Below are 21,433 nucleotides of genomic sequence, written 5' to 3'. Positions count from 1 at the left end.
GGTCTTCCGCCTGTTCTGAGTTGTCGTTCACAGACCTGTGTAACTGCGGTAGCGGAGCAGCGCCCGGTCCACCAGCGGGCCCGCGGCGCCGGTGTAGCGGGCCGGGTCGAGCAGGTCGTCCAGGTCGAGGCCCGCCAGCTCCGGCAGGGTGCGCAGGACCTCGCTGAACGTCGACCCCGGTGTCGTGGACGCCTTGGTGAGCAACGCCTTGGCCTGGGCCTTGCCCAGCTCGGGGGTCAGGGCCACCGCCAGCCGTTCGGCGACGACGGCGCCGTGGGTCAGTTCGATGTTCGCCCGCATCCGGTCAGGGTGGACTTCCAGGCCTTCCGCCAGTTCCGCCGCGGTGAACGCCGCTCCGCCCGCCAGGCGCAGGGCCTCGCGCAGTGCCTGCCACTCGGTGTGCCACGCGCCGGCCGGACGCTCGTCCTCGGCGATCATCGACTGCGCCAGTACCAGTGAGAGGGCGGGGACCTGTCGGCCGGCGGACAGGATGAGCGTGGCCAGGACCGGGTTTCGCTTCTGCGGCATGGCGGATGAGGCGCCCCTGCCGTCGGCCGCGGGTTCGGTGACCTCGCCGATCTCGGTGCGGGAGAGCGTCTGCACGTCCACCGCGAACTTGCCCAGTGCCCCGGTGACGAAGCTGAGCACCGCGCCCAGATCCGCGATCGGGGTGCGCACGGTGTGCCAGGGCAGAACGGGTTCGGCCAGGCCCAGTTCCTCGGCGAAGGGGGCGATCAACTCACACCCGTCCAGATCCGGGTGGCCTGCCTGCCTGGCGAACTCGCCGTACGCGGCCAGGGTTCCCGCCGCGCCTCCCAGCGAGGCGGGCAGGCCCGCGCACGCCACGGACCGGACCTTCGCCAGTGCGTCCAGCACCAGCTGCAGCCAGGTCGCCGCTTTCAGGCCGAACGTCGTGGGCACGGCGTGCTGGGCCAGCGTCCGGCCGGCCACGAGGGTGTCGCGGTGCTCCTCGGCCGTCGCGGCCAGCGCCGCGGCGACCCGGCTCAGGTCGCCGTCGATCTGGGCCAGCACGCGGCGGGCGATCAGCATCGCGGCGGAGTCGAGCACGTCCTGGCTGGTGGAGCCGCGGTGCACGTACTCGGCGGCCTCCGGGTCCACGGCGGCCACCAGCGCGGTGAACGCGGGGACCAGCGCCACCACGGGGTTCGCGGCCGCGCGGGCGGCCCTGGCCAGCGCGACGACGTCGAGGCCGCCCGCCTCTGCCGCTTTGGTGATCACCAGGGCGTGCGCGGCGGGAATCAGGCACAGCCGGGCCTGGCTTCGGGCCAGCGCCGCCTCCACCTCCAGCATCGCGCTCAGCCACGCCTCGTCGCACGTGGCGGCTTCGGCCGGCGTGCCGGCCCACGTCGGGGCGAGCAGGCCGGAATCGGTGCGGCTCAAGCGTTCACGCTCCTGTGCTGGGTGGGGACGGTCAGCACTGCTCTGGCGATGGCGTCGGAGTCCTCCAGCGTCACCGAGCCGACGCCGGGACGGATCCCCGCCGCCGTCACCCAGTGCACGCCCTCGGTGGGCACGCCGAACGCGAACCTGGCCGGGTGCGCCAGACCCGCGCGGTCGATCAGCCGGTACGGGCGTTCGGTCACGGCCAGGCCACCGCTCTCGTAGCCGCCGACGCGGTAGGGCTGGGACTGGCCGGTGGTGAGCAGGTAGCGCAGCAACGGGTTGGCGCTGCGTCGCAGGTCGATGTCCGGCAACCGGGCCTCGATGAGGCAGCGGCAGCGCACGGGCGGGCCGGGGACCGCCTCGGAATCCACCAGGAACACGCCGTCGGCGGTGTGGCGGCGGATCCGGATCCGCGGGCCGACCACGTGCAGCACGCCCGCCTCGACCAGCGCGATCATCTCCTCGATCCGCCGCACCGGTGGGCCGATCGAGGTGAACGCGTTGAGCGGGTTGTACCAACCCTCCAGTTCGTCGCGGTAGGAGTCTCCGCTGATCCCGCTGTGGTCCACCACGAGCCGGATCTCGTTGCGCAGGTCCCGCAGCACGTCCAGCGCCGACTTGAGCGGGCTGGACAGGTTGCCCAGCCGCGCCTCCCGTACGTCGTCGCGCAGGTGGTCGAGCAGCCAGCCGCGGAACTCGGCGCGGTCGGTGAACACCCGGTCGCCCTGTGGCCGCTCGATGCGGTCCCAGTTCCACCGCTCGGTGACCCCGTACTGGTCCAGCAGGCGGTCGTCGTCGGCCGGGATGCCCTGCACGAAGGACTCGAGGAACGCCCGCGCCTCCGCGTCGCCGCGCTCGGACCCGACCATCACGCTGTAGTAGACGGCGCGGACCTCCCGGTCCACCAGCGGCCACACGGCTTCGCGAAAGCTGACCGGCTCGCCGGACTCCGCGCGCTTGCGCAGTCCCGCGATGACCGTCTCGGTGAGGAAGTACGGGTGGTGCCTGCCGTGCGCGCCCTTCTGGTTCTCGCCGCGTGCGTGATACGGCATGCCGCGGCGAGAACCCGCGTACAGCACCGGTTCCCGGCCGGACGGGAGGTAGCGCAGACCTCCCTCGGCCTTTTCGAACGTGCCACCGCGGCCAGTTGTGAGCAGTGCGAGGTAGTCGAAGAAGTTCAGTCCGACGCCTTGGACCGCTACTGCCATGCCCGGCGCGATCGGGCTCAGGTCGACATCGGCCGGGTTGGCCGGCTCGACGTGGCAGAGCTTGTGCCGCAACGCGAACCGGCGGTGCTCGTCCTGCTCGCGGCTGCGCGCGAGCGGACCGTGGCCGAGTGCCAGCACGACCGCGTCCATGCCGATCAGGCAGGTGCCGTCGAGCAGCGTGACGGTTTGCTGCCCGCCAGCGTCGTCCAGGGCGACAGCAGTGCCGGTGTGCACGACGACGGTGATCGACTCCGGCGCGGTGGTGACCAGCCCGTGGAACACCCAGCGCAGGTAATGGCCGTAGAACGCCCTGGTCGGGTAGTCGTCCGGACCAAGCGCGCTGCCGGCCGTCCGCGCCCACTCGTACAGGCTGGGTCCCGGCACCACGGGCCCCTCGCACGGCACGCTGTCGTCGGTGAACAGGCTGATCTGTGAGGCGACCGTGTTCATCAGCAGATGACCGGACTGCCCGGTGCGCCACACCCCGCCCGGTCCCGGCGGGAACGGATCCACGACGTGCACCTCGACCGCGCGGCCGTCGGCGTTGGCGCAGATCCGTTCCAGCACGGAGGTTCCCCGCGGCCCGGCCCCGACCAGGCAGATCCGCAGAGCGCTCATCCGGAGGTCAGGCCGTGGCGCCAGGACACCGTCGGCTTCCAGCCCAGTTCCGAGCGCGCCCGGTCCGTTCGCGCGCCGCGCATGGCGGTGAGCTGGTAGTTCGCGAACCACCCCAACACCTTCTCGGCCACGTCGGACGGAATCGGGCGCGGTGGTGGACCGCCGAGCTGCCGCGCGTACTCGGGCAGCCACGTCGCACCCTCCGCCGGTTCGTCGTCGGCGATGTTGAACACGCCGGCGACGTCACTGTCCACAGCGGACAGAGCGGCCAGCGCGGCGTCCCGCACGTGCAGGAACGAGGTGACTCCCGCGGCGGTCTCCGGGATCGGCAGCTGGCCCCTGCGGATCACGGCACCGAACGGGCCGGCGGGGTCGTACTGGGTCCGCGCGCCGAACAGCGTGCCGTAGCGCAGGATCGTGCCCGCGATGTCGGGTGTGCCCAGCACCAGTCGTTCCATCTCGGCCACGGCCTGCACGGTCCTCGACCACGACGCGTCCGGCGCGTTCAGGTACAGCGGCGCGTCCTCGGACAGGACAGGGTCGCCGAGTGGGGCCGTGGCGAAGGAAATGCTCTGCACCACCAGCTTCGCGGCCCCGGCCTCCCTGGCCGCCATGATCAGGTTCGCGGTGCCCTCGGTACGCAGCCGCGCCGTGGTCTCGAACGCTTCCGCGCTCATCTGCCGCAGCGCGGTCAGCTGGTGCACCACGACGTCCGGCCGGGACGCGAGCAGCGCGCCGCGTACGGCCACCGGGTCCAGCGCGTCCGCGACAACAGTGTCGGCGGTGTCGGCGGCCACGGCTTTCGACTCGTCCCGCACCAGCGCGGTCACGTGGTGCCCCCTGGTCCGCAGCAACGGGAGCAGCGCGGTCCCGATGAGCCCGGTGGCACCGGCGACGACGACTCTCACGACTGGACTCCTTCTGGCTTGACACGGATCAGCATTCGGCACGCCGGGTCGCCGAAGCGCAGGCATCCGGTCGAGCAGTTCTCCGCGAGCGGCACGCCCAGCCCGTCCGACCACCCGGCGTGCACCTCGGTGCACGGGCACTCGTAGCCCTCAAGCGAACCCGCCATCCGGACCATGGTGACCGCGAAGTTCTGCCGCATGACGACCTCGATCACGTCGTCGTCGAGCACCACCGCCTGGAGGTCCCGCAGCTCGCGCGGGAACGTCCTGTCGGCGCACATCTCGTAGCGCTGCCGCAGTTCCTCCATGTCCCGCGCGGGGTTTCCGCCGAACTGGCGAGCGACCTTCCGGCCGATACTCGTCGCCACGAACCGCAGCGCCTCCGCGTTGATCTCGTTCGCGACGGCCGGTCCGAACCGCTTCACCACTCCCTGGTACCAGCGGGCGTCATGCAGCCACCACGAGCGGTAGACGTCCATCAGCTCCGCGCGGGTCGTCGTGTCCGGGTCGTTGATCGTGGTCATCCGCGACCTCCGGCGAGCTGTTCGGAGAACCGCTCGCGCATGAGCCGCTTGAGCACCTTTCCGGTCGCTCCCTTGATCACGTCGGCCGCGTCCATCCGCAGTGCTCGCGTGACGGGTGGGAAACCCTTGGCGCGCAACGCATCGTTGACCAGCTCCGTCCACTTGGCATCGTCCGGGCCACCGTCGGCGACTTGAAGGAGCGCGTACGCGTCCGCCACGCCGTCGCCCTCCCAGTCCGCACGCACACCCTCCGGCGCCACGCCGACCACCGTGCAGTCGGCCAGCTCGGGGAGTTCGGCCAGCAGCAGCTCTTCGGTACAGGTGCTGAAGACGATGCCCTCACTCGTCCGGATCGCGTCCGGCACGCGGTCGAGGTGGTAGAAGTTGCCCTCCTCATCCCGAACGGCCAGGTCACCGGTCAGCCAGTAGCCGCCGAGCCGCAGCTGGTAGAACGTCAGCGAGTCGTTCCAGTAGCCCGGTGTCAGCGTGGGGGAGCGCACCCCGAGCCTGCCGACGACCCCGGCGGGCAGCGGCTGACCGTCCTCGGACAGCACGGCGGCCTCGGCGAAGCCGATCGCCTTGCCGATACAGCGGCCGTAGGTGGCACTGCCCGCCCTGTGTCCGATGTGGAAGATCGAGTAGCCGGCCTCCGACGAGCCGAGGCCGTCGGTGAACACCGAGCCGGGTACCCGTACGCGCTGGAAGTCCTCGTTCACGGTCACGTGGCTGCCCCGCGTGACCAGTTCGCGCACGTACGCCTCGTGGATCGCGTCCCCGGTGTTGTACCAGGCTTCCACGCTCTCCAGGTCGCGCTCGGCCAGGTCCTCGGCGACGATCTCGCCGTACGTCCCGGCGAACGCGAAGACGGTCGTGGGCCGGAACTCCTCGATCGCGTCCAGCACGTCGGTGCCGCGCTGACTCGACAGCAACAACACCGGCGAGCGCAGCAGGAAGCCGAACAGCATCACCGACACCGCCGCGTTGTGCGAGCCGGGCAGCGCCACGAGCAGCCTGCCCATCGCGTCGCCGACCGAGAGCTTCAGCCGGTACAGCTGGGCGTACAGCAGGGTTTCGTGGGTGTGCGGCACGGCTTTCGGCATCCCCGTCGTGCCGGACGAGTGCGAGATGATGATCGGGTCGGTGGAGTGGTGCCGGTACGGGTAGTTCTCCGGCAGCGGCCCCGCCTCGGCGATGTCCGCCGCGGTGACCAGGAACCCGAGCTTCAGGTCGTCGTCGGCCAGGGTCCTCGCGTGCTCGTCGTCGGCCACCGCGCCGACCACGCGCTGGCGGCGGATGTACTCGCGGGCGATCTCGGGGCGCAGGTTGCCGTTGACGAACGACGGGATCGCGCCCAGCGACGTCAGCGCCAGGTAGTTGACCGCGAACTCGGTGCTGGACCGGGTCTGGACGGCCACGATGTCACGTGGTTTCACCCCCTGGGCGTGGAACCACGACGCGTAGACCTCGACGGCGGCGTGCAGGTCGCCGAGCGTCAGCGCCGCCGGGTGGCTGCCGTCGGGCGCCTGCCACGTGCCGTCGGTCCGCAGGACCTCCTCGTCCAACGGCCGGCCGTAGGCCTTCAACCGGTGGATCACGTTGCCCGCGCCGATCGTCACGTCGGCCAGCACCTGTGCGCGTTCCGCTTTGCTGATCATGGAGTCAGTCCTTCATGCAGTCGTCGGAGGTCGTACCCGCCGGAGTCTTCGAACGAGGTGTCCCGGTCGACCAGCAGCGCGACCGCGAAGTCCTCGGTGGGTTGCGGAAGCCCCAGCTCCCGGCAGAACGCGGCGGTGCGGTCGCTCCCGGCCAGTTCGACGCCGACGACCAGAACCCTGTCCAGTTCCTCGTCGTCCAGCAGGACGTGCGCGGTGTCGAGCAGTGCGGAACCGAGGTCGGTCAGCGCGGACATCGCGATCAGCGGCCCGGTGATCCCGAACTCCTTGCTCACGTAGCCGAGGATCGCGTTCGCGGTGGCCTGCATGAACAGCAGCGGGTTGCTCACCTGCCCGCTGATCAGCAACCTGCTCGCCAGGTCCGTCGTGCCCGAGTCGCCGACCGTGCTGCCCACCAGCAGCGCGGTCCGCGTGCCGTCGCCCGGCCGTTCGGTCAGGCAGCGCCGTGCGACCTCGTGGATCAGCGGGTTGAACGGGGACTCCACGAACCCCGGTACGGGGTCCGCGCGGTTGGCGGTGATCATCGGCGCTCCAGCACGAGTGCGGTGTTGACCCCGCCGAACGCCGCGTTGACGTTCAACGCGCGGCGCACGTCGGCGTCGCGGGCCACGTTGGGCACGTAGTCGAGGTCGCAGTCCGGGTCGGCCTCGGTGAAGTTCGCCGTCGGCGGCAGCACGCCGTCGGTGAGCGCCAGAAGGGTGATCACGAACTCCACGACCCCGGCGGCCTCCAGCATGTGCCCGGTCGTGCTCTTCGTGGAGCTGACCGGTACGTGGTCGGCTCGCGTGCCGAACACCCGGCGCAGGCCACGGGTCTCCGCGGGATCGTTGAACTTGGTGGCGGTGCCGTGCGCGTTCACGTAGTCGATCCGCAGCCCGTCAGGGTCGTCCGCGCGGCGCAGTGCCCGCTGGGCCGCGGCGGCCAGTCCGGCGCCGTCCGGGTGCGGCCGCGAGACGTGATACGCGTCGGAGCCCGCGCCCCAGCCCACGACCGCGGCGAGCGGCCGTCCACCCCGGCGTCGCACCGCCTCCGCCGACTCCAGCACGACGGTCGCGACACCGTCGCCCAGCAGCATTCCGCCGCGGTCCGCGCTGAACGGCCGGACGAAGCCGTCGCGCGACATGGCCCTGCCCGAGTCGAACTTGGCGAAGACCTCCTCCTCCACGAGGTAGGCCCCGGCGCAGACGGCCGACTCCACCCTGCCGGACGCGATCAGCCCGCAGGCGTGGATGATCGCCGCCGCCGAGGCGACGCACGCGTTGGTGAACGCCAGCCGTCGCCCGGAGGAGGCGCCGATCCGCGCGGCGAGCAGGTCGGCCTGCCACGCGGGGACCGTGTCGGCCGCCTCGACGCCGGCCTCGCCGCGCCAGAACCGGGTCAGCCCCGCGAAGTCACCCGACGTCCCGACCAGCACGGCAGTGTCGTCGCGCGCGGTGAACCCGGCCATCTCCACGGCTTCGTCGGTGCACTCGCCGAGCACGTCCCGCATCAGGTCGGGTTTGTCGGTCCCGGTGGTGGCGGCGAACGGCGTCCGGTACGGGCCGGTGTCGAACCGCGTGGTGGGCGCGAACGCCGGCACACCACCGAAAACGCCGCGGCGGAGGGCGTCCGCACCCTGGCCGAACGCCGTCCGCACCCCGAACCCGGTCACCACCACCTCACTCATCGCCGGATTCACCCGCCTGCACCCGGCTGAGGTACTCGGTGATGCCGCGCAGCGATCCGAACTCGGTGAGGTGTTCGTCCGTCGGCTCGACCACCAGGTCGTACCTGGTGCCGAGCTGGTGCAGGAACCACACCAGCGCCAACGAGTCCAGCGCCAGCTCGGCGTCCTCGTCGAGGTCCGCCGGCAGTTCGGGGAAGATCTTGGGGTCGGAGAGCAGTTCCCGCACGACCGCGGTCGTGATCTCCACGCGCGTGGTCATGCCGTGGCGCCCCGCTCCACGGTGACGGCGGCCAGCTCGCCCAGCGTCATCGCACTGAGCGGCTCGATGTCGGTCTCCGGGAACTGCACGTTGAACCGGCGTTCCAGGCGCATGGTCAGCTCGATCAGGCTCAGCGAGTCCAGGTCGATCCCACCGCTGCCCAGAGGGCTCTCGCTGGTCATCTGGTCGGGCTCGATCGGGTGGTTCATCTCCTCCACGACCGTGGTGAGGATGAAGTCGCGGATCTCTTTCTCCAGCGTCGGCATGGGCCAACCCTTCTGCGTTGGGAAATCAGGACGGTTGGGAAACGGCTTCGCGCAGGGCCTGCGTGCGCCGGATCAACTTCCCGTTGGAGGTGCGGGGCAGTTCCGGCAGCACCCGGATCAGCCTCGGGACCTTGTAGGCGGCCAGCCGGTCGCGGCACCAGCCCGCCAGTTCCCCTGCGGCGGGGCCGTCCTCCGCCGCGGCCACGTACGCCTCGATGGACTCGGCGTGGATCACCACCACGTCGGTGATCCGGGGATGCTGGCGCAGCACGGACTCGACCTCGATCAGGTCGACCTTCAGCCCGCCGATCACCACCAGCGAGTCGCTGCGACCCAGCAGCCGGATGGCGCCGTGCTCGTCCTGCTCGGCCCGGTCGTAGGTTCGCAGCCAACCGGCGGAGTATCTGTCCGCCACCAAATGATCGGACACAGCCCCCCGGCTCTTGGATTCGAAAAGGTAGGGGGTGCCGTCGGGCAGCTCCACCTCCAGCTCACCGTGGTTGACCCGCACCACGATGCCGGGCGCGGCCGGACCGACCGCCGGCCGGGACGTTCCGCTGACGTCCATCGCGATCACGCCGGTCTCGGTGGTGCCGTAGGAGTCGCCGAGGCGGAAGCCGAAGCGTTCCAGGAACGCCTCGGCGAGCCCGTCGCTCATCAGCTCGCCACCGGACACCGCCGCCCGCAGGGAGGGCAGGGCGGGCACGGACTTCGCCGTGGTCAGCAGTTCGTAGTGGAAGGGTGTGCCGAAGATGACGTGCACGTCGTGTTCCTCGGCGGTGGTGAGGACGTCCCTGGCGGACAGCCGTCGGGTGAACACCACGGCCACGCCCGCCACGAGCGAGTGCAACAGACCGGCGATCAGCCCGAAGCTGTGCGCGGTCGAGCTGAGCAACAGCAGCCGTTCGCCCACCCTGGGCATCCCGTCGATCCGGGCGAACCTCTCGACCTCCGCGGCCAGCGACACCGGTGTCCGGCCGATCACCTTCGGTTGCCCGGTCGAGCCCGAGCTGAACTGGATCAGCCGGTGCTCGGTCGTCGCCCGCTCACCGTCGCGGTGGTGCTTGGTGACCACCTCGTAGGCGGGCTGGAACGCCATCGCGAACCGCCCACCGGCCATGGCTCGGACGGTGAACTCCGGACGGCACAACGAGCGCAGCGCGTCGACTTCGGCTGGTGCCAGCCGGTGGTCCACCAGCATCACCTGCGCGCCCAGCGACCACAGCGCGAACACCACCTCGACCTGGGTGCGGCTCGGCGGCACCTGCACCAGGACAGTCGAGCCGTCCCCGATGCCGAAACCGCCGAACACCTTGGCTTCTTCGGCGACGGCCGAGCGGACCTCGGCGCGGGACACGACCTGTCCGTCGTGCACCAGGTAGGGCAGTTCGCCGGGATGAGCGTCGAACAGCTCTTCGAGTAGGCCCCGCATCTCAGCGCTCCTTGCAGAATTCGCCGATCGGGATGCCCACGTGCCGCTGGTCGGTCGCCAGGTAGCCGAGCAGCTCGTCGCCCTGCTGGAGCTCGGTGACGTTGCGGACCTTGCCGCCGGGGCCGAGCAGCCGGACGTGCCAGTCGTCCTGCACGGTCAGGCTGATCTCGACGCCGTCGACGGAGTGGGCGGTGATGCTGAGCAGCGGGCGGGATTCCAGCTTGGACCGGCCGACCACGACCCGGCGGGTACGGCCCTCGGAGTTCACCGCGAGGACCGTGCTGCCGGAACGCAGTTCGCTCAGGTAGTTGGTCCGGTTGTCCGGGCCGAGCACGTAGGAGTGCAGTGCGCCCGCGTTGACCCGGAACGGCCGGGTCGGCATGTAGGGCAGCGGGTGGGTTTCGCTGCAGCTCAACAGGAATCCGGTCGAGAACGAGCCGACCAGGATGCCTTCGTCCTCCTCGAAGTGCGTGCAGGTGTCGACGCACACCCGGTCGCCGAGGCCGTGGTGCTCGATGCGGTCGACGACGAGCGTCGCCAGTTCCAGCTTCGGGCTGGTCGTCTCCAGCATCCGGCTCAGCGCGAAGACCTCGGTCGCGTCCTTCGGCGCGAGCAGCACGCCCTCGGAGCCGCGCTCCAGCACGTCGACCACGATCGACGCCTCCTCGAGGTCGCCGCAGACCGTGAACAGCTTGCCGGGAGCGCGGTCGGCGGAGGCCAGCACGATCTCCAGCGGGATCTTCGTCGGGTCGGTGAACCGCACCACGCTGTAGGGCAATGCGACGGCGGCGGCGCAGGCCAGCTTGAGCGTGCGGTCGTCGTGCACGTCCACCCACGCAGCGACGTTCTCGCGGTCGCCTGCCGTCAGCACGAGCGCGTCCAGTTCGGCCTGGTCCGCGACGACGGTCGTGGTGATGCAGGTGTTGCCCTCGTCCGCGCCCACCAGCACGCTCGCGATGGTCGGGGGCAGGGTGGCCAGTACGGCGGGGTCGTCGGACACGATGCCGTGCAACCGGGCGTGGATGGCGGCATCGACGACGCCTTCGACGTGCTGCGGGGCCACGGTCCGTAGGTCGATCCAAGCGAGCGTCATGCGGGTGTCGGCGCGAGCGTCCCGCCTTCGGGGCGAGGGCGGCGCGCCTGCTCCTCTCTCGGTCTGCAGGGGGAACTCGGGGTCACACGGCGCCTGTGGTCATCGTGGGGATTCGTGCCAGATCGGCCGGGTGCTCCGGGGGGTGCACCACGGCGGCCAGCCGGGCCACCAGCGATGCCGGATGGGAGGAGGTGAAGACCTTGCGGCCCACCGCGAGGCCCGCGCAGCCCGCCGTCATCACCTCGGTGGCGTAGGCGATCAGGTCGGAGCCGTCGACCGGTCCGCCCGCGGCGAGTACCGGGATCGGCGCGTTCACCACGACCTCCGCCATCCGCCGCACGGGCAGGGTGACCGAGGTCTTCACCAGGTCCGCGCCGAGATCGGCGGCGATGTTGACGACGTGGGCGAGCAACGCCGGGTCCTGCGGGTCGGCGATCCGCGGTCCGCGCGGGTAGATCATCGCGATCAGCGGCAGGCCCCAGGCCTCACACGCCGTTGCGACCGCGCCGAGGTCGGCGAGTTGCCGCTCCTCGGTGTCGGAACCGATGTTCACGTGCACGCTGACCGCGTCGGCGCCCAGCCGCAGCGCGTCCTCGGCCATGCCGACGAGAACCTTGGTGTTGGTGTCGGCGGCGTGGGCGGTGCCCGCACTGAGATGCACCACGAGAGCGCAGGACGCCAGGATCTCCGGCGGCACCAGCCGTGCACGTCCTTTGTGGACGATCAGCGCGTCCGCTCCTCCCTCCACCAGGCTTCGGAGCAGGTCGTGCCACCGGTCGTGCGGCACGACCGGACCGTCGGACACGCTGTGGTCCAGCGGGACGAAGAGGTGTCTCCCGTCGTGCGCCGAGGACAACCGGCGCATCCTGAATAGCTTTCCGGTATTCGTCATGCCGTCTGAACCTCCTTTTTGAAACTTGGTTCAGCGAAGGAAGTAAATGGGTGACGCTGATGTCGGAAGGCTAGTCACGGCCGCTGGTGCCGAACAAATAACTCTTGCCGATAACTCGGGAGTTATGCCGGTTCAGGGCAATTGAAACTTGTTGGTTTGGACTGTGTGGACGTATCGTTCCGCCCATTCGGACGGGTCGTGCACATGTCGGAGCTCTAAGAAGTTTCTCATTTTTTTCTGACAAATTGTGGGGTGTCCCGTGCTTCGTTGAAGAGCAGGAGGCCTTCTTGAACGAGCTGATGGATCCGGTGCGCCTGGTGGTGGCATGCCATGGCGGGCGCGGCCACACGGGCAGGCTCGCCGCGGCGGTGCGGCAGGGAGCCCAGGACGTGACCGGCACCGATGTCGTGGCCGTCGAGGTGGACAAGATCACCCCTGAGCAGTGGTTCCAGCTGGACGAGGCGGACGCCGTGATCTTCGGCGCGCCGACGTACATGGGCTCCGCGTCGGCCGCGTTCCACCAGTTCGCGGAGGCCAGCAGCCGCCGTTGGCTGACTCGGCGCTGGCAGGACAAGCTGGCCGCGGGCTTCACGAACTCGGGTGCGAAGGCCGGTGACAAGTCAGGGACGCTCGCGTACTTCACGACGCTCGCCGCCCAGCACGGAATGGTATGGATCAATCTGGGTCTGCGTTCCGGCTGGTGCTCTGCCAATGGCAGCGAGTACGACCTGAACCGGCTGGGCTTCTCGCACGGCGCCGCCGCGCAGTCCAACGTCGACGAAGAACCCGCACTGATGCACAAGGCGGATCTGGAGACCGCTGAATACCTGGGCAGAAGGGTCGCCACGTACGCGCGGGTCATCGCCGCGGGCAAGAGGGCGCTGGCACTGTGAAAAAGGTTTCCGAGCTGCCGGAAGCCGGTGGGGGAAACCGGCGGAAGGTGGGGACGTGGGCGGTCGTCGCCGTCGCGGTCGCGGCACAGACACTGCTCGGGCTGGACAACTCCATCCTCAACATCGCCCTGGAGACCCTCGCCGATCCGGTGCGCGGCCTCGGCGCCAACGCGGGCGAACTGGCCTGGGCGAGCAGTTCGTACTCGCTGGTGCTCGGCGCGGCGATGTTCGCGGGCGGCGCGCTCGGTGATCGTTACGGACCGCGCGCCACCCTGTTCACCGGCCTGATCGTGTTCTCTGCGGCGTCGGCGTTCGCCGCGTTCAGCGCGAGCGCGCTGCAGTTGATCGTGATGCGCGGACTGATGGGCCTGGGCAGCGCGTTGCTCATGCCGGCCACCCTGTCGATCATCGTCCGCGCCACGACGGACGCCCAGCGGCCCAGGGCGATCGCGCTGTGGGCGGCGGCCAGCGGCCTCGGCGTCGCGGTGGGGCCGATGCTGGGCGGCGCGCTGCTGGCCCGGTTCTGGTGGGGCTCGGTGTTCCTGATCAACGTGCCGATCGTGCTGGTCTGCCTCGTCGGCGCCGTCGCGTTCGTGCCACGGCTGCGCTTCGCGGGCCGGCGTCCGCTCGACCCGCTCGGCCTGGTGCTCTCGGTGCTGGGGCTGGGTTTCCTCGTCTACGCGGTCATCGAGGGCGGGCAGCGCGCGGACTGGCTGGGCGCCGGTGTGATCGTTCCGCTGGTGCTCGGCGTCCTGCTGCTGACGTGGTTCGCGCTGGTGCAGCGATTCGCCGAACACCCGAGTTTCGACGTGAAGCTGTTCGCGGTGCGGCAGTTCGCGGGCGGAAGCATCGCTCTGCTGTTCACGTTCTTCGGCCTCACCGGGATCCTGTTCGCCACGGCGTTCTACCTGCAGGGCGTTCGGGGGCTCACGCCACTGGGAGCGGGCCTGGTGATGGTGGCCGCGGCAGTCGGCATCGTGGCCGGCAACCTGGTGTCACCGCGGGTCACCGTTCACCTGAGCGTCCGCTGGACGGTGGTCGGCGGGATGTCGCTGGCCATCGCGACGTTCGCGAGCTACCTGGCGTTCGACCAGGAGACGCCGATTCCGGTGCTGCCGGCGATGCTGGTGGTGCAGGGCTTCGGCATGGGCCTGATCAGCGCGCCGATCACCACCGCGATGATGGCCGTGCTGCCACCGCAGGTGAGCGGCGCGGGTGCGGCGATCAACAGCGCCGTGCGGCAGGTCGGCGGCGCGCTCGGCACCGCGGTGCTCGGCTCCCTGCTGACCGCGAACTACCACCGGCACATCGCGCCGTCGCTGCCGCGGCTGCCGGAAGCCGTTCGCGACCTGGCGGCGGAATCGGCGCAGGGCGCCAGGACCGTGGCCGCCGCCCTGCGCGAGCCGTGGCTGGCCGACGCCGCGAACCACGCGTTCCTGCAGGCGATGTACACCTCCTCGATCTGGGCCACGCTGCTGTCCGTGATCGGGGTCGCGTTCGTGATCAGTTGTTTCCGGCCGGACAGGTGAGGGCGTCATGGAGTTGGGACTTCGGCATCTTCAGGTCGTCGTGGCGGTGGCCGAGGCGGGCAGCATCAGCAGGGCCGCGGCCTCGTTGCGGATCGCTCAGTCCGGGCTCACCGCGCAGCTCGGCCGGATCGAGCGGGAGTTCGGTGCGCCGCTGTTCCTCCGCCGTCCGCACGGGGTCGAGCCGACCGACCTGGGCACCCACGTGCTGCACGGCGCGCGGTTGGTGATCGGTCAGTTCGACGACCTGATCGCCACGGCCCGCACCCGTGCGCAGGGCGGCGGAGCCGCGACGATCCGGCTGGGAGGCGTGGACAGCCCGTGGATCTCCACCGTCGCCGCGGCGTTGCGCGGCCTGCGGCCGGACCACGAGCAGATCACCTACGTGGAGGACGACTCCGGGGAGGTCGTGGACCTGGTGCGCACCTCGCGGCTCGACCTCGCGGTGATCACCGAGCACCCTGACGCACCGGCGCCGAAACCGCACGGGCTGATCTTCCGCGACCTCGGGGTCGAGCCGTTGCTGGTCGGCCTGCACGTCGACCACCCCGAGGCCGGCCGCGACAGGATCAGACTGGCCCACCTCGCCGAGTACGACTGGATCGCACCAGCGGACAAGGCGGGCGGCCTGCGGCAGAGTCTGCGCACCGCGTGTGAGCGTGCCGGGTTCGTGCCGCGGTTCCGGCATTTCGGTGCCGACCACGGCACCGCGGCCACCATCGTCGGCTCCGGCACCACCGTCGGCCTGTTCCCGATGAGCTCGCCGCCCGTGCCCGACGTGGTGCTCCGCCCCCTCGCCGAGGAACCGCTCTGGTGCCGCACCATGCTGGTCTGGCGGCCCGGCTCGCCGCTGGCCTCCGTCGCGACCGACGTCGTCACCATGGCCTCCGACGAGCGCTTCCGCACCCGCAAGCCGTTCCTCGTCGTGGAACCCGATCCGGCTGACTACCGCCGTGCGATGTGAACTCCCGTGGACCTGGCCCGCGGCGTCACCGAGACCGGCGCCGTGGAGGGCCACGTGATCGCCGGCGTCGCGGCCGGCAGGTCCACGGTGAACACCGCGCCGACGCCCGGCCTGCCCTCGGCTGACACCGTGCCGTGGTGGGCTTCCACGATCTCGCGGACGAGCGACAGCCCGATGCCGAACCGCTGGCCCTGTCCCGCCGTGCCGCAGCTGAAGCGCTCGAACAGCGACCTCTCGTCCGCCTGGTCGAAGCCGATTCCGTTGTCGCGCACCGACAACCGGACCGTGGTCTGGGTCGGCGTCTCCAGGGTGACGACGACGGTGCCGTCCGCCGGCGTGTGGCCGATCGCGTTGTCCACCAACGCGATGACCACCCGGCGCAACGCGGACGCTTCTCCTGGCACCAGAAACTGGCCCGGTGCCTGCCGTACCTCCAGCACCAGTCCCGTTTCGGAGGCTCGCGCGTCCTCTGCCGCGACCACCTCGTTCGCCAGTTCCGCCAGGTCCACCAGGGCGGAGCGCGGCTGTTCGGCGGAGATCGCGGAGCGGAGGATGTCGTCGACCACGTCACCGAGTTGGCGGGTGCCGTTGACCAGCCGTCTCATCTCCTCGGCCAGGGCTTCCGGACACTTCATCCTGTCCACCTTGCGCGCCAGCAGCTGTGCCCTGGTGTGCAGCTGGGTCAGGGGTGCGCGCAGCTCGTGGCTCGCGTCGGCGACGAACCGCTGTTGCCGCGCCAGGGCTTCGTTGAGTGGCTTTATCGCCTGGTTGAAGAGGAAACGGCTCCCGGCGGGGACGACGACGACCACGGTCAGCGCGGACAGCAGCAGCGCCACGCTGAACGCGAACAGCAGGTTCTGCCGCTCCAGCAAGTGGAACCGCTCGTCCAGGACGACCTGCACAGCCTCGTCGCCGCGCCGCTGCGTGAGGACGCGATAGCTCTGCCCGTCGAGCTCGATCTGCTCGAACCGCGGCGCGCCGGCGTGGCGCAGGCTCTCGGACAACGGGAAGCCCGCGGGCAGTCCGGGGGTTCCGGTGACCACGCCATCGCGTTCGACGACGAGCCACGTGCACGCGGGTGGCACGGAGATCGACGAGTGCTCCATCGCCCACATCAGGTCGTGGCGGGTGTCGTTCTCGCGCATGTGCGCCGTGATGAGGTAGATGAGGCACTCGATGAACAGCACGATCCCCGTGGCCAGCAGCGTCAGCCGTGCGGTGATCGACCAGCGGGTGCGGGTGAGCGCGGTCATCACACCACCCCGGCGCGGTAACCGAGACCGTGCACGGTGTGGATGGCCTCGCGCCCCAGCTTGCGGCGCAGGTAGTGCACATATGTGTCCACGATGGACTCCGAGGTGGCTTCCGGGAATACCTGGGTGCGGAGGTCCGAACGCCGGCGGATGACGTCGGGAGCGACGGCGAGGGTGCGAAGCAAGTCGCATTCGCGAGCGGACAGCTGGACCAGGCCTCTCTTCGAGGTCAGCACCTCGCGTTGGCGGGGGTCGAGGTACCCCTGGCCGAGAGGGAGCAGATCGGTGTGTTCCAGGTGCCGGCGGTGCAGGGCCCGGACCCTGGCGATCAGCTCGTCCAGGTCGAACGGCTTGCTGACGTAGTCGTCAGCGCCGGCGTTCAGCCCTCGCACCCGTTCGGAGACGTCACCGTGGCCGGTCAACATCAGGATCTTCGCGGTCACTCCCACCCGCCGCAGCCGGACCATGAGCTCCAGCCCGTCGATCGCGGGTAGTCCCCGGTCGAGCACGATGACGCCCGGTTTGCGGCTCAGCGCGAGGTGCAGTCCCTGTTGCCCGTCCAGGGCCACGTCGACCTCGTAGCCCTCGTCCGCGAACAGCTCGGCCAGCATGGCCGCCGTTTCCTGATCGTCCTCGACGAGGAGCAGTCGGACCGGCTCCGGCGCCGGTGCAGGATTTGGCACGCGGATACTTTGTCAGTTTCGAGCCGAGCTTTACATCCCCGTTCTCACTTGGTGTCGCAACGGAGACACGGACCGCGACGATCGGACGGGCGATCTTCGGTGGGTCGAAGACGGCCACGAGATGCGATCGAGCCGGGCGACCAGCTGCTCTACGTCAAGAAGGTGACTCCGCCCGGAAAGGAGTGAAGCGGAGCCGGCCGCGTAGTCCAATGAGGGGCCTCCCGCGACCGGGGAGCCATGCCGCACAACGCTCCTCGGAGGGCGCATGGGTCTGCTGCAGGTCCTGATGGTGATCGGGGTCCTCCTGTTGATCATTATCGCCGTGGTGTCGATCGTCAACGTCGGGCAGGAGAACGCCCAGGCCCGCTCCCTCTCGGTCGCCACCGGTGCACTCCGGCGCCAGGCGCGCGAGCCCCTGTGGCGGCAGGTCCCCGACGATGAGGACGTGCCCGCGGGGCGGATGGGGGCTTCCGAACGGACGCGGCACGTGGCGCTGGCGGGAACCCGGAACGGGCGGGCGATGCGGGTCGCCGTCTTCGCCTCGTCGGTGCGCGCGGGAACCTGGCAGGGCGTCCCGGTCAGGTGGGCCGTCGTCCCGGGCCTGGTGGTGGCCGTGGACGCGCCGGAACTGACGGGAGACCTCCAGCTGAACCCCATCCAGGGCGCCCGGCGTTACGGGGTCCTGGGCAGCCTGGCGCCTCTCGTGGCGGGAGAGACCGCGAAGAAGGTGTTCGCCCAGCTGGAGTCGTATCAGCCACCGGCTGTGGACGTCGTCGACGGCACAGCGTGCTTCACCTTCACCGACATGGACCTCGCCGAGCAGCTCGACGACGTGGTGGCCATGGCGTGCGACGTGATCGACATTCTCGTGGACGTCAGGAAGTCGGTTCCGCCCGGCGGGGAGTAGGCAGCACGGCCGGTTCGACGTTCGAGACGCTGGCGGACGGGTTCGCCGGACCGCTCCTCGCCACCTGGCGGCGATGGGGCGAACTGGCCGAGGCCGCATGACCTGCCGATGTCATGGTTGTGGCACGGACACGATGATGTTGCCGTTGTCGTCGACGTGTGCGGGGTACGTGCGGACCGCTGGCTGGCCGGTGGTCGAGCAGCCCGTGGCGAGGTCGAAGGTGTGGTTGTGCAGCGGGCAGATGACGACGGTGTCGTCGACCAGGCCGTCGGCCAGAGGGCCGCCCGCGTGCGGGCAGGTTGCCTGGACGGCGCGGATCCGGCCGTCCCGCAACCGGAACACGGCGATCTGCTGACCGGCGACGACGTGGGCGCGGCCTTCGCCCACCGGGATGTCGTCGGCCCGGGCTACCGGGTGCTCCGCGCTCATCGCACCGGCACCTGTGGCAGGTCGATCAGCGGGAGCGCGGTGCGGAACTGACCGGGGGTGACGGGTTTCTCCCCTTCCAGCCACGGATCACGGTAGGCCGCCACGGATGCCTGCATCGCCGCGTCCAGCCGGGCGGCGATGCCTTCGCTGTCGGACACCACGACGGCGCGGACCCGGTCGATGCCGATGCGGGGCACGAAGGCGTACGTCCGCTCCAGCCACCGGGCGTTCTCCCGGTAGTACTGCAGGAACCGCCCGGTGATGGTGATGACCTCGTCGGGACTGTCCACTGTGGTCAGAAGGTCGCCCTTGCGGACGTGCGCGCCCGCCGCGCCGCCGACGTAGATCTCCCAGCGACCGCCCTCGACGGCGACCACGCCCAGGTCCTTGACCAGTGCCTCCGAGCAGTTGCGCGGACAGCCGGCGACGGCCAGCTTCAGCTTGCCCGGGCTCTCCAGGCCTTTGAAGCGTTCCTCGATGGCGATGCCCAGCGCGGTGGAGTCACCGAGCCCGTACCGGCAGAAGTCGGAGCCGACACAGGTCTTCACGGTGCGGAAGCTCTTGCCGTAGGCGTGGCCGGACGGCATGCCGAGATCGGCCCATACCTTGGGCAGGTCCTCCTTGCGCACGCCGAGCAGGTCGATGCGCTGTCCACCGGTGAGCTTCACCAGCGGCACGTCGTAGCGCTCTGCGACCTCGGCGATCCGGCGCAGCTCCGCAGGGGTGGTCACCCCGCCCTTGATCTGCGGGACGACGGAGAACGTGCCGTCCTTCTGGATGTTCGCGTGCACCCGGTCGTTGACGAAGCGGGCGTCCCGCTCGTCGACGAACTCCGTGCCCCACATCATGCGCAGCAACGAGGTCAGCGCCATCTTGCTCGCCGCGTCCGGCCGCCCGTCGCGGGTGAGTTCGGCGAACACCGCGGAGACCGACCGCAGCCCCCGCGACCGGATCTCGGCCATGAGCTCCGGTTTGTCCATCGGGATGCACGGCACGTACCAGTTCGCCGCGGGATCGTCCTCGATCTTCCCGCCCGCGGCCCATTCGACGATGTCGGCGACCAGGCCCTTGCACGAGCCGCAGCCCTTGCCCGCCCTGGTGGCGTTCATGACCCCGGACAGCGTGCGTTCCCCCGCCCGTACGCGGGTGACGAGATCGGCCTTGCTCACCCCGTTGCAGTTGCAGACCTGGGCGTCGTCGTCCAGTTCGGCCGCGCCGACGGACGGAGCCGGTGTGCCGATGTCGAACAGGAGCTGGATGCGTTCCTCGGGCAGGGGCAGCCCGCGGTCGAAGGCCTGCATGAGAAAGGCGACCTTGCTCACGTCGCCCATCAGGGTCGCCCCGACGAGCCGGTCGTCGCGGATGATCACGGTCTTGTACACGCCGTGCCTCGGCTCGGAGAACTGCACGAACTCGTCGTCCTCCCGCTCCGGCTGCTTGAGGCCCATCGTCGCCACGTCGATCCCGGCGACCTTGAGCTTCGTCGCCGTCCGTGACCCGTGGTAGGCGGAGTGCGGGTTGTGGCCGGTGACGTGCTCGGCGAGCACCACGGCCTGCTCCCACAGCGGCGCGACCAGGCCGTAGACCTCGCCGCGGTGTTGCGCGCACTCCCCGACCGCGTAGATGTCGTCGTCGTCGATCGAGCGCAGCTGGTCGTCGACGACGATTCCCCGTTCCACCGTGAGTCCGGAGACGATGCCGAGCCCGACGTTGGGGCGGATCCCCGCGGTGACGACGACCATGTCGCAGTCGATGGTCGACCCGTCGGCGAAGACCACTCCGGTCACGATGTTCTCGTGCCGGATGGCGGTCAGCCGCTGTCCGGTGTGGACGGTGATGCCGAGCTTGTCCACCGAACGGCGGAGCACGTGTCCGGCCTGGGTGTCGAGTTGCTGGTTCATCAGCAGCGGCGCCGACTGGACGACGTGCACCTCGAGTCCGTTCGCGCGCAGGCCGTGCGCGGCCTCCAGGCCGAGCAGACCGCCGCCGATCACCACGGCTCGCCGGTGCTCGCGGGCGTGGTGAACCATCGCGGCGCAGTCGTCGAGCGTGCGGAAGCCGAACACGCCCGGGGTGAGTGTCTTGTTGTCACGCCACATTCCCTCGACGGGCGGGTAGAACGGCCGGCTGCCGGTTGCGATGATCAGCTTGTCGTACGGCGTGACCGAGCCGTCGTCGGCCAGCACCAGCTTGGCGAACCGGTCGATCCGCACGACACGGACCCCGGCGTGCAGCGTGATCCCGTTGTCCCGGTACCACTCCACGGGGTTGAGGAAGATCTCCTCCGCGTCGTCGGTGCCGGCCAGCAGACCGGACAACAGGATGCGGTTGTAGTTGCCGTACGGTTCGTCCCCGAACATCGTGATCGAGAACATCCGGTCACCGCCGCGGTGGAGAATCTCCTCCACCGCCCTGGCGCCGGCCATGCCGTTGCCCACGACCACCAGCCGCTGCGGGTTCGTCACAGCTTCCCCCTCAGATCTCGACCATGCCGAAATCGACCACCAGTGTTCCGGACAGCCCCTCTGGTGCCGCCGCATGGAGTTCGACACGGGTGTCGCTGAGCAGATCCTCGACGACCCGTAGTGCGACGTGCGTGGATTCCCTCGCCCCGATGGGGAAGTAGCGCATGGGCTGCCCGTCGCGCATGAGCACCACGTACACCAGCTCCCCGGTGCTGTTCCCGCCCCGGAAGTACAGTGGCTGCGCTGTGCTCCCGAGCGGGACCACATAGGCCAGCGCGGGATCGAGCAGGAACGGTTTCTCCAGCCCCTGACCCTCGAAGGCGCGGACGCCCTGCAGGAATCGTGGTGTGGAATGCACTTGGAGGGCTCC

At 70.1% G+C, this 21,433-nt stretch carries 21 protein-coding genes; 4 read left to right on the top strand and 17 right to left on the bottom strand.

Translation table 11 applies throughout. The features are described from left to right. Positions 1-27: 27 nt before the first annotated feature. The 12 genes from JOD27_RS24005 to JOD27_RS23950 form a co-directional block, all read right to left on the bottom strand. On the bottom strand, positions 28-1,401 hold the full coding sequence (locus tag JOD27_RS24005) for a nitrosuccinate lyase (protein ID WP_239568316.1): 1,374 nt from the start codon (positions 1,399-1,401) through the stop codon (positions 28-30). Further along, positions 1,398-3,230: an FAD/NAD(P)-binding protein gene (locus JOD27_RS24000; protein ID WP_204764488.1), complete on the bottom strand. Its 1,833-nt coding sequence runs from the start codon at positions 3,228-3,230 to the stop codon at positions 1,398-1,400. Before JOD27_RS24000 ends, JOD27_RS24005 begins: the two co-directional genes overlap by 4 nt. Beyond that, complete coding sequence (gene avaA7 / locus JOD27_RS23995) at positions 3,227-4,138, bottom strand: 3-diazoavenalumate denitrifying reductase (RefSeq protein ID WP_204764487.1); 912 nt, start codon at positions 4,136-4,138, stop codon at positions 3,227-3,229. The genes JOD27_RS24000 and avaA7 overlap by 4 nt, the downstream gene beginning before the upstream one ends. Next, positions 4,135-4,662, bottom strand: a complete 528-nt coding sequence (locus tag JOD27_RS23990; RefSeq protein ID WP_239568311.1) for a hypothetical protein — start codon at positions 4,660-4,662, stop codon at positions 4,135-4,137. Before JOD27_RS23990 ends, avaA7 begins: the two co-directional genes overlap by 4 nt. Beyond that, on the bottom strand, positions 4,659-6,317 hold the full coding sequence (avaA6, locus tag JOD27_RS23985) for a 3-aminoavenalumate diazotase (RefSeq protein WP_204764486.1): 1,659 nt from the start codon (positions 6,315-6,317) through the stop codon (positions 4,659-4,661). Before avaA6 ends, JOD27_RS23990 begins: the two co-directional genes overlap by 4 nt. Next, the gene (locus JOD27_RS23980; RefSeq protein WP_204764485.1) at positions 6,314-6,859 is read right to left on the bottom strand and encodes a beta-ketoacyl synthase N-terminal-like domain-containing protein; all 546 of its coding nucleotides are present in this window, start codon (positions 6,857-6,859) and stop codon (positions 6,314-6,316) included. Before JOD27_RS23980 ends, avaA6 begins: the two co-directional genes overlap by 4 nt. Beyond that, positions 6,856-8,001 (bottom strand): beta-ketoacyl-[acyl-carrier-protein] synthase family protein, encoded by a 1,146-nt coding sequence (locus JOD27_RS23975; RefSeq protein WP_204764484.1) that lies wholly within the window; start codon positions 7,999-8,001, stop codon positions 6,856-6,858. Before JOD27_RS23975 ends, JOD27_RS23980 begins: the two co-directional genes overlap by 4 nt. Further along, entirely contained in the window at positions 7,994-8,260 is a 267-nt protein-coding gene (locus JOD27_RS23970; RefSeq protein WP_204764483.1) for a hypothetical protein, read from the bottom strand. The genes JOD27_RS23975 and JOD27_RS23970 overlap by 8 nt, the downstream gene beginning before the upstream one ends. After that, complete coding sequence (locus JOD27_RS23965) at positions 8,257-8,526, bottom strand: acyl carrier protein (RefSeq protein ID WP_204764482.1); 270 nt, start codon at positions 8,524-8,526, stop codon at positions 8,257-8,259. The genes JOD27_RS23970 and JOD27_RS23965 overlap by 4 nt, the downstream gene beginning before the upstream one ends. Before the next feature lie 25 nt (positions 8,527-8,551). Further along, the gene (locus JOD27_RS23960) at positions 8,552-9,958 is read right to left on the bottom strand and encodes a class I adenylate-forming enzyme family protein (RefSeq protein ID WP_204764481.1); all 1,407 of its coding nucleotides are present in this window, start codon (positions 9,956-9,958) and stop codon (positions 8,552-8,554) included. Position 9,959: 1 nt separating this feature from the next. After that, positions 9,960-11,051, bottom strand: coding sequence for a 3-dehydroquinate synthase II family protein (locus JOD27_RS23955; protein ID WP_204764480.1), 1,092 nt, complete (start codon positions 11,049-11,051; stop codon positions 9,960-9,962). Between the two features lie 82 nt (positions 11,052-11,133). Beyond that, positions 11,134-11,943, bottom strand: a complete 810-nt coding sequence (locus JOD27_RS23950; protein WP_204764479.1) for a 2-amino-3,7-dideoxy-D-threo-hept-6-ulosonate synthase — start codon at positions 11,941-11,943, stop codon at positions 11,134-11,136. 287 nt (positions 11,944-12,230) lie between these two features. On the opposite strand from JOD27_RS23950, the gene JOD27_RS23945 reads away from it, so the two are divergent. The 3 genes from JOD27_RS23945 to JOD27_RS23935 are packed head-to-tail and all read left to right on the top strand — an operon-like array spanning position 12,231 to position 15,326. Continuing rightward, positions 12,231-12,836 carry a flavodoxin family protein gene (locus tag JOD27_RS23945; RefSeq protein WP_239568306.1) on the top strand — a complete coding sequence of 202 codons (606 nt, stop codon included), beginning with the start codon at positions 12,231-12,233 and terminating at the stop codon, positions 12,834-12,836. Next, positions 12,833-14,365: an MFS transporter gene (locus JOD27_RS23940; RefSeq protein WP_204764478.1), complete on the top strand. Its 1,533-nt coding sequence runs from the start codon at positions 12,833-12,835 to the stop codon at positions 14,363-14,365. The genes JOD27_RS23945 and JOD27_RS23940 overlap by 4 nt, the downstream gene beginning before the upstream one ends. 7 nt (positions 14,366-14,372) lie before the next feature. Further along, positions 14,373-15,326 carry a LysR family transcriptional regulator gene (locus tag JOD27_RS23935; protein ID WP_204764477.1) on the top strand — a complete coding sequence of 318 codons (954 nt, stop codon included), beginning with the start codon at positions 14,373-14,375 and terminating at the stop codon, positions 15,324-15,326. Here JOD27_RS23935 and JOD27_RS23930 read toward each other — a convergent pair. Both JOD27_RS23930 and JOD27_RS23925 read right to left on the bottom strand, forming a co-directional pair. Beyond that, on the bottom strand, positions 15,308-16,579 hold the full coding sequence (locus tag JOD27_RS23930; protein WP_204764476.1) for a sensor histidine kinase: 1,272 nt from the start codon (positions 16,577-16,579) through the stop codon (positions 15,308-15,310). The genes JOD27_RS23935 and JOD27_RS23930 overlap by 19 nt on opposite strands. Beyond that, positions 16,579-17,262, bottom strand: coding sequence for a response regulator transcription factor (locus JOD27_RS23925; protein WP_307830298.1), 684 nt, complete (start codon positions 17,260-17,262; stop codon positions 16,579-16,581). Before JOD27_RS23925 ends, JOD27_RS23930 begins: the two co-directional genes overlap by 1 nt. Before the next feature lie 265 nt (positions 17,263-17,527). Here JOD27_RS23925 and JOD27_RS23920 point away from each other — a divergent pair, with 265 nt between their 5' ends. Next, positions 17,528-18,169: a hypothetical protein gene (locus tag JOD27_RS23920; RefSeq protein ID WP_204764475.1), complete on the top strand. Its 642-nt coding sequence runs from the start codon at positions 17,528-17,530 to the stop codon at positions 18,167-18,169. Positions 18,170-18,280: 111 nt separating this feature from the next. Here JOD27_RS23920 and JOD27_RS23915 read toward each other — a convergent pair whose 3' ends face one another. The 3 genes from JOD27_RS23915 to JOD27_RS23905 are packed head-to-tail and all read right to left on the bottom strand — an operon-like array spanning position 18,281 to position 21,421. Further along, a complete protein-coding gene (locus tag JOD27_RS23915) occupies positions 18,281-18,598 on the bottom strand; it encodes a Rieske (2Fe-2S) protein (protein WP_204764474.1) in 318 nt (105 codons plus the stop codon). Next, positions 18,595-21,063: a nitrite reductase large subunit NirB gene (nirB, locus tag JOD27_RS23910; RefSeq protein WP_204764473.1), complete on the bottom strand. Its 2,469-nt coding sequence runs from the start codon at positions 21,061-21,063 to the stop codon at positions 18,595-18,597. The genes JOD27_RS23915 and nirB overlap by 4 nt, the downstream gene beginning before the upstream one ends. 10 nt (positions 21,064-21,073) lie before the next feature. Then, on the bottom strand, positions 21,074-21,421 hold the full coding sequence (locus JOD27_RS23905) for a molybdopterin oxidoreductase (RefSeq protein WP_204764472.1): 348 nt from the start codon (positions 21,419-21,421) through the stop codon (positions 21,074-21,076). Between the last annotated feature and the right edge of the window lie 12 nt (positions 21,422-21,433).

The organism is Lentzea nigeriaca (assembly GCF_016907955.1).
In the GTDB taxonomy this organism is placed as follows: Bacteria; Actinomycetota; Actinomycetes; order Mycobacteriales; family Pseudonocardiaceae; genus Lentzea; species Lentzea nigeriaca.
This window is presented reverse-complemented; position numbering and strand designations above follow the sequence as displayed.

Excerpts from the sequence above, each read along its gene's own strand:
- JOD27_RS24000 (WP_204764488.1), bottom strand. The coding sequence starts at position 3,230 with ATGAGCGCTCTGCGGATCTGCCTGGTCGGGGCCGGGCCGCGGGGAACC.
- JOD27_RS23990 (WP_239568311.1), bottom strand. The coding sequence starts at position 4,662 with ATGACCACGATCAACGACCCGGACACGACGACCCGCGCGGAGCTGATG.
- avaA6 (WP_204764486.1), bottom strand. The coding sequence starts at position 6,317 with ATGATCAGCAAAGCGGAACGCGCACAGGTGCTGGCCGACGTGACGATC.
- JOD27_RS23980 (WP_204764485.1), bottom strand. The coding sequence starts at position 6,859 with ATGATCACCGCCAACCGCGCGGACCCCGTACCGGGGTTCGTGGAGTCC.
- JOD27_RS23975 (WP_204764484.1), bottom strand. The coding sequence starts at position 8,001 with ATGAGTGAGGTGGTGGTGACCGGGTTCGGGGTGCGGACGGCGTTCGGC.
- JOD27_RS23970 (WP_204764483.1), bottom strand. The coding sequence starts at position 8,260 with ATGACCACGCGCGTGGAGATCACGACCGCGGTCGTGCGGGAACTGCTC.
- JOD27_RS23965 (WP_204764482.1), bottom strand. The coding sequence starts at position 8,526 with ATGCCGACGCTGGAGAAAGAGATCCGCGACTTCATCCTCACCACGGTC.
- JOD27_RS23960 (WP_204764481.1), bottom strand. The coding sequence starts at position 9,958 with ATGCGGGGCCTACTCGAAGAGCTGTTCGACGCTCATCCCGGCGAACTG.
- JOD27_RS23955 (WP_204764480.1), bottom strand. The coding sequence starts at position 11,051 with ATGACGCTCGCTTGGATCGACCTACGGACCGTGGCCCCGCAGCACGTC.
- JOD27_RS23950 (WP_204764479.1), bottom strand. The coding sequence starts at position 11,943 with ATGACGAATACCGGAAAGCTATTCAGGATGCGCCGGTTGTCCTCGGCG.
- JOD27_RS23935 (WP_204764477.1), top strand. The coding sequence starts at position 14,373 with ATGGAGTTGGGACTTCGGCATCTTCAGGTCGTCGTGGCGGTGGCCGAG.
- JOD27_RS23930 (WP_204764476.1), bottom strand. The coding sequence starts at position 16,579 with ATGACCGCGCTCACCCGCACCCGCTGGTCGATCACCGCACGGCTGACG.
- JOD27_RS23920 (WP_204764475.1), top strand. The coding sequence starts at position 17,528 with ATGGGTCTGCTGCAGGTCCTGATGGTGATCGGGGTCCTCCTGTTGATC.
- JOD27_RS23915 (WP_204764474.1), bottom strand. The coding sequence starts at position 18,598 with ATGAGCGCGGAGCACCCGGTAGCCCGGGCCGACGACATCCCGGTGGGC.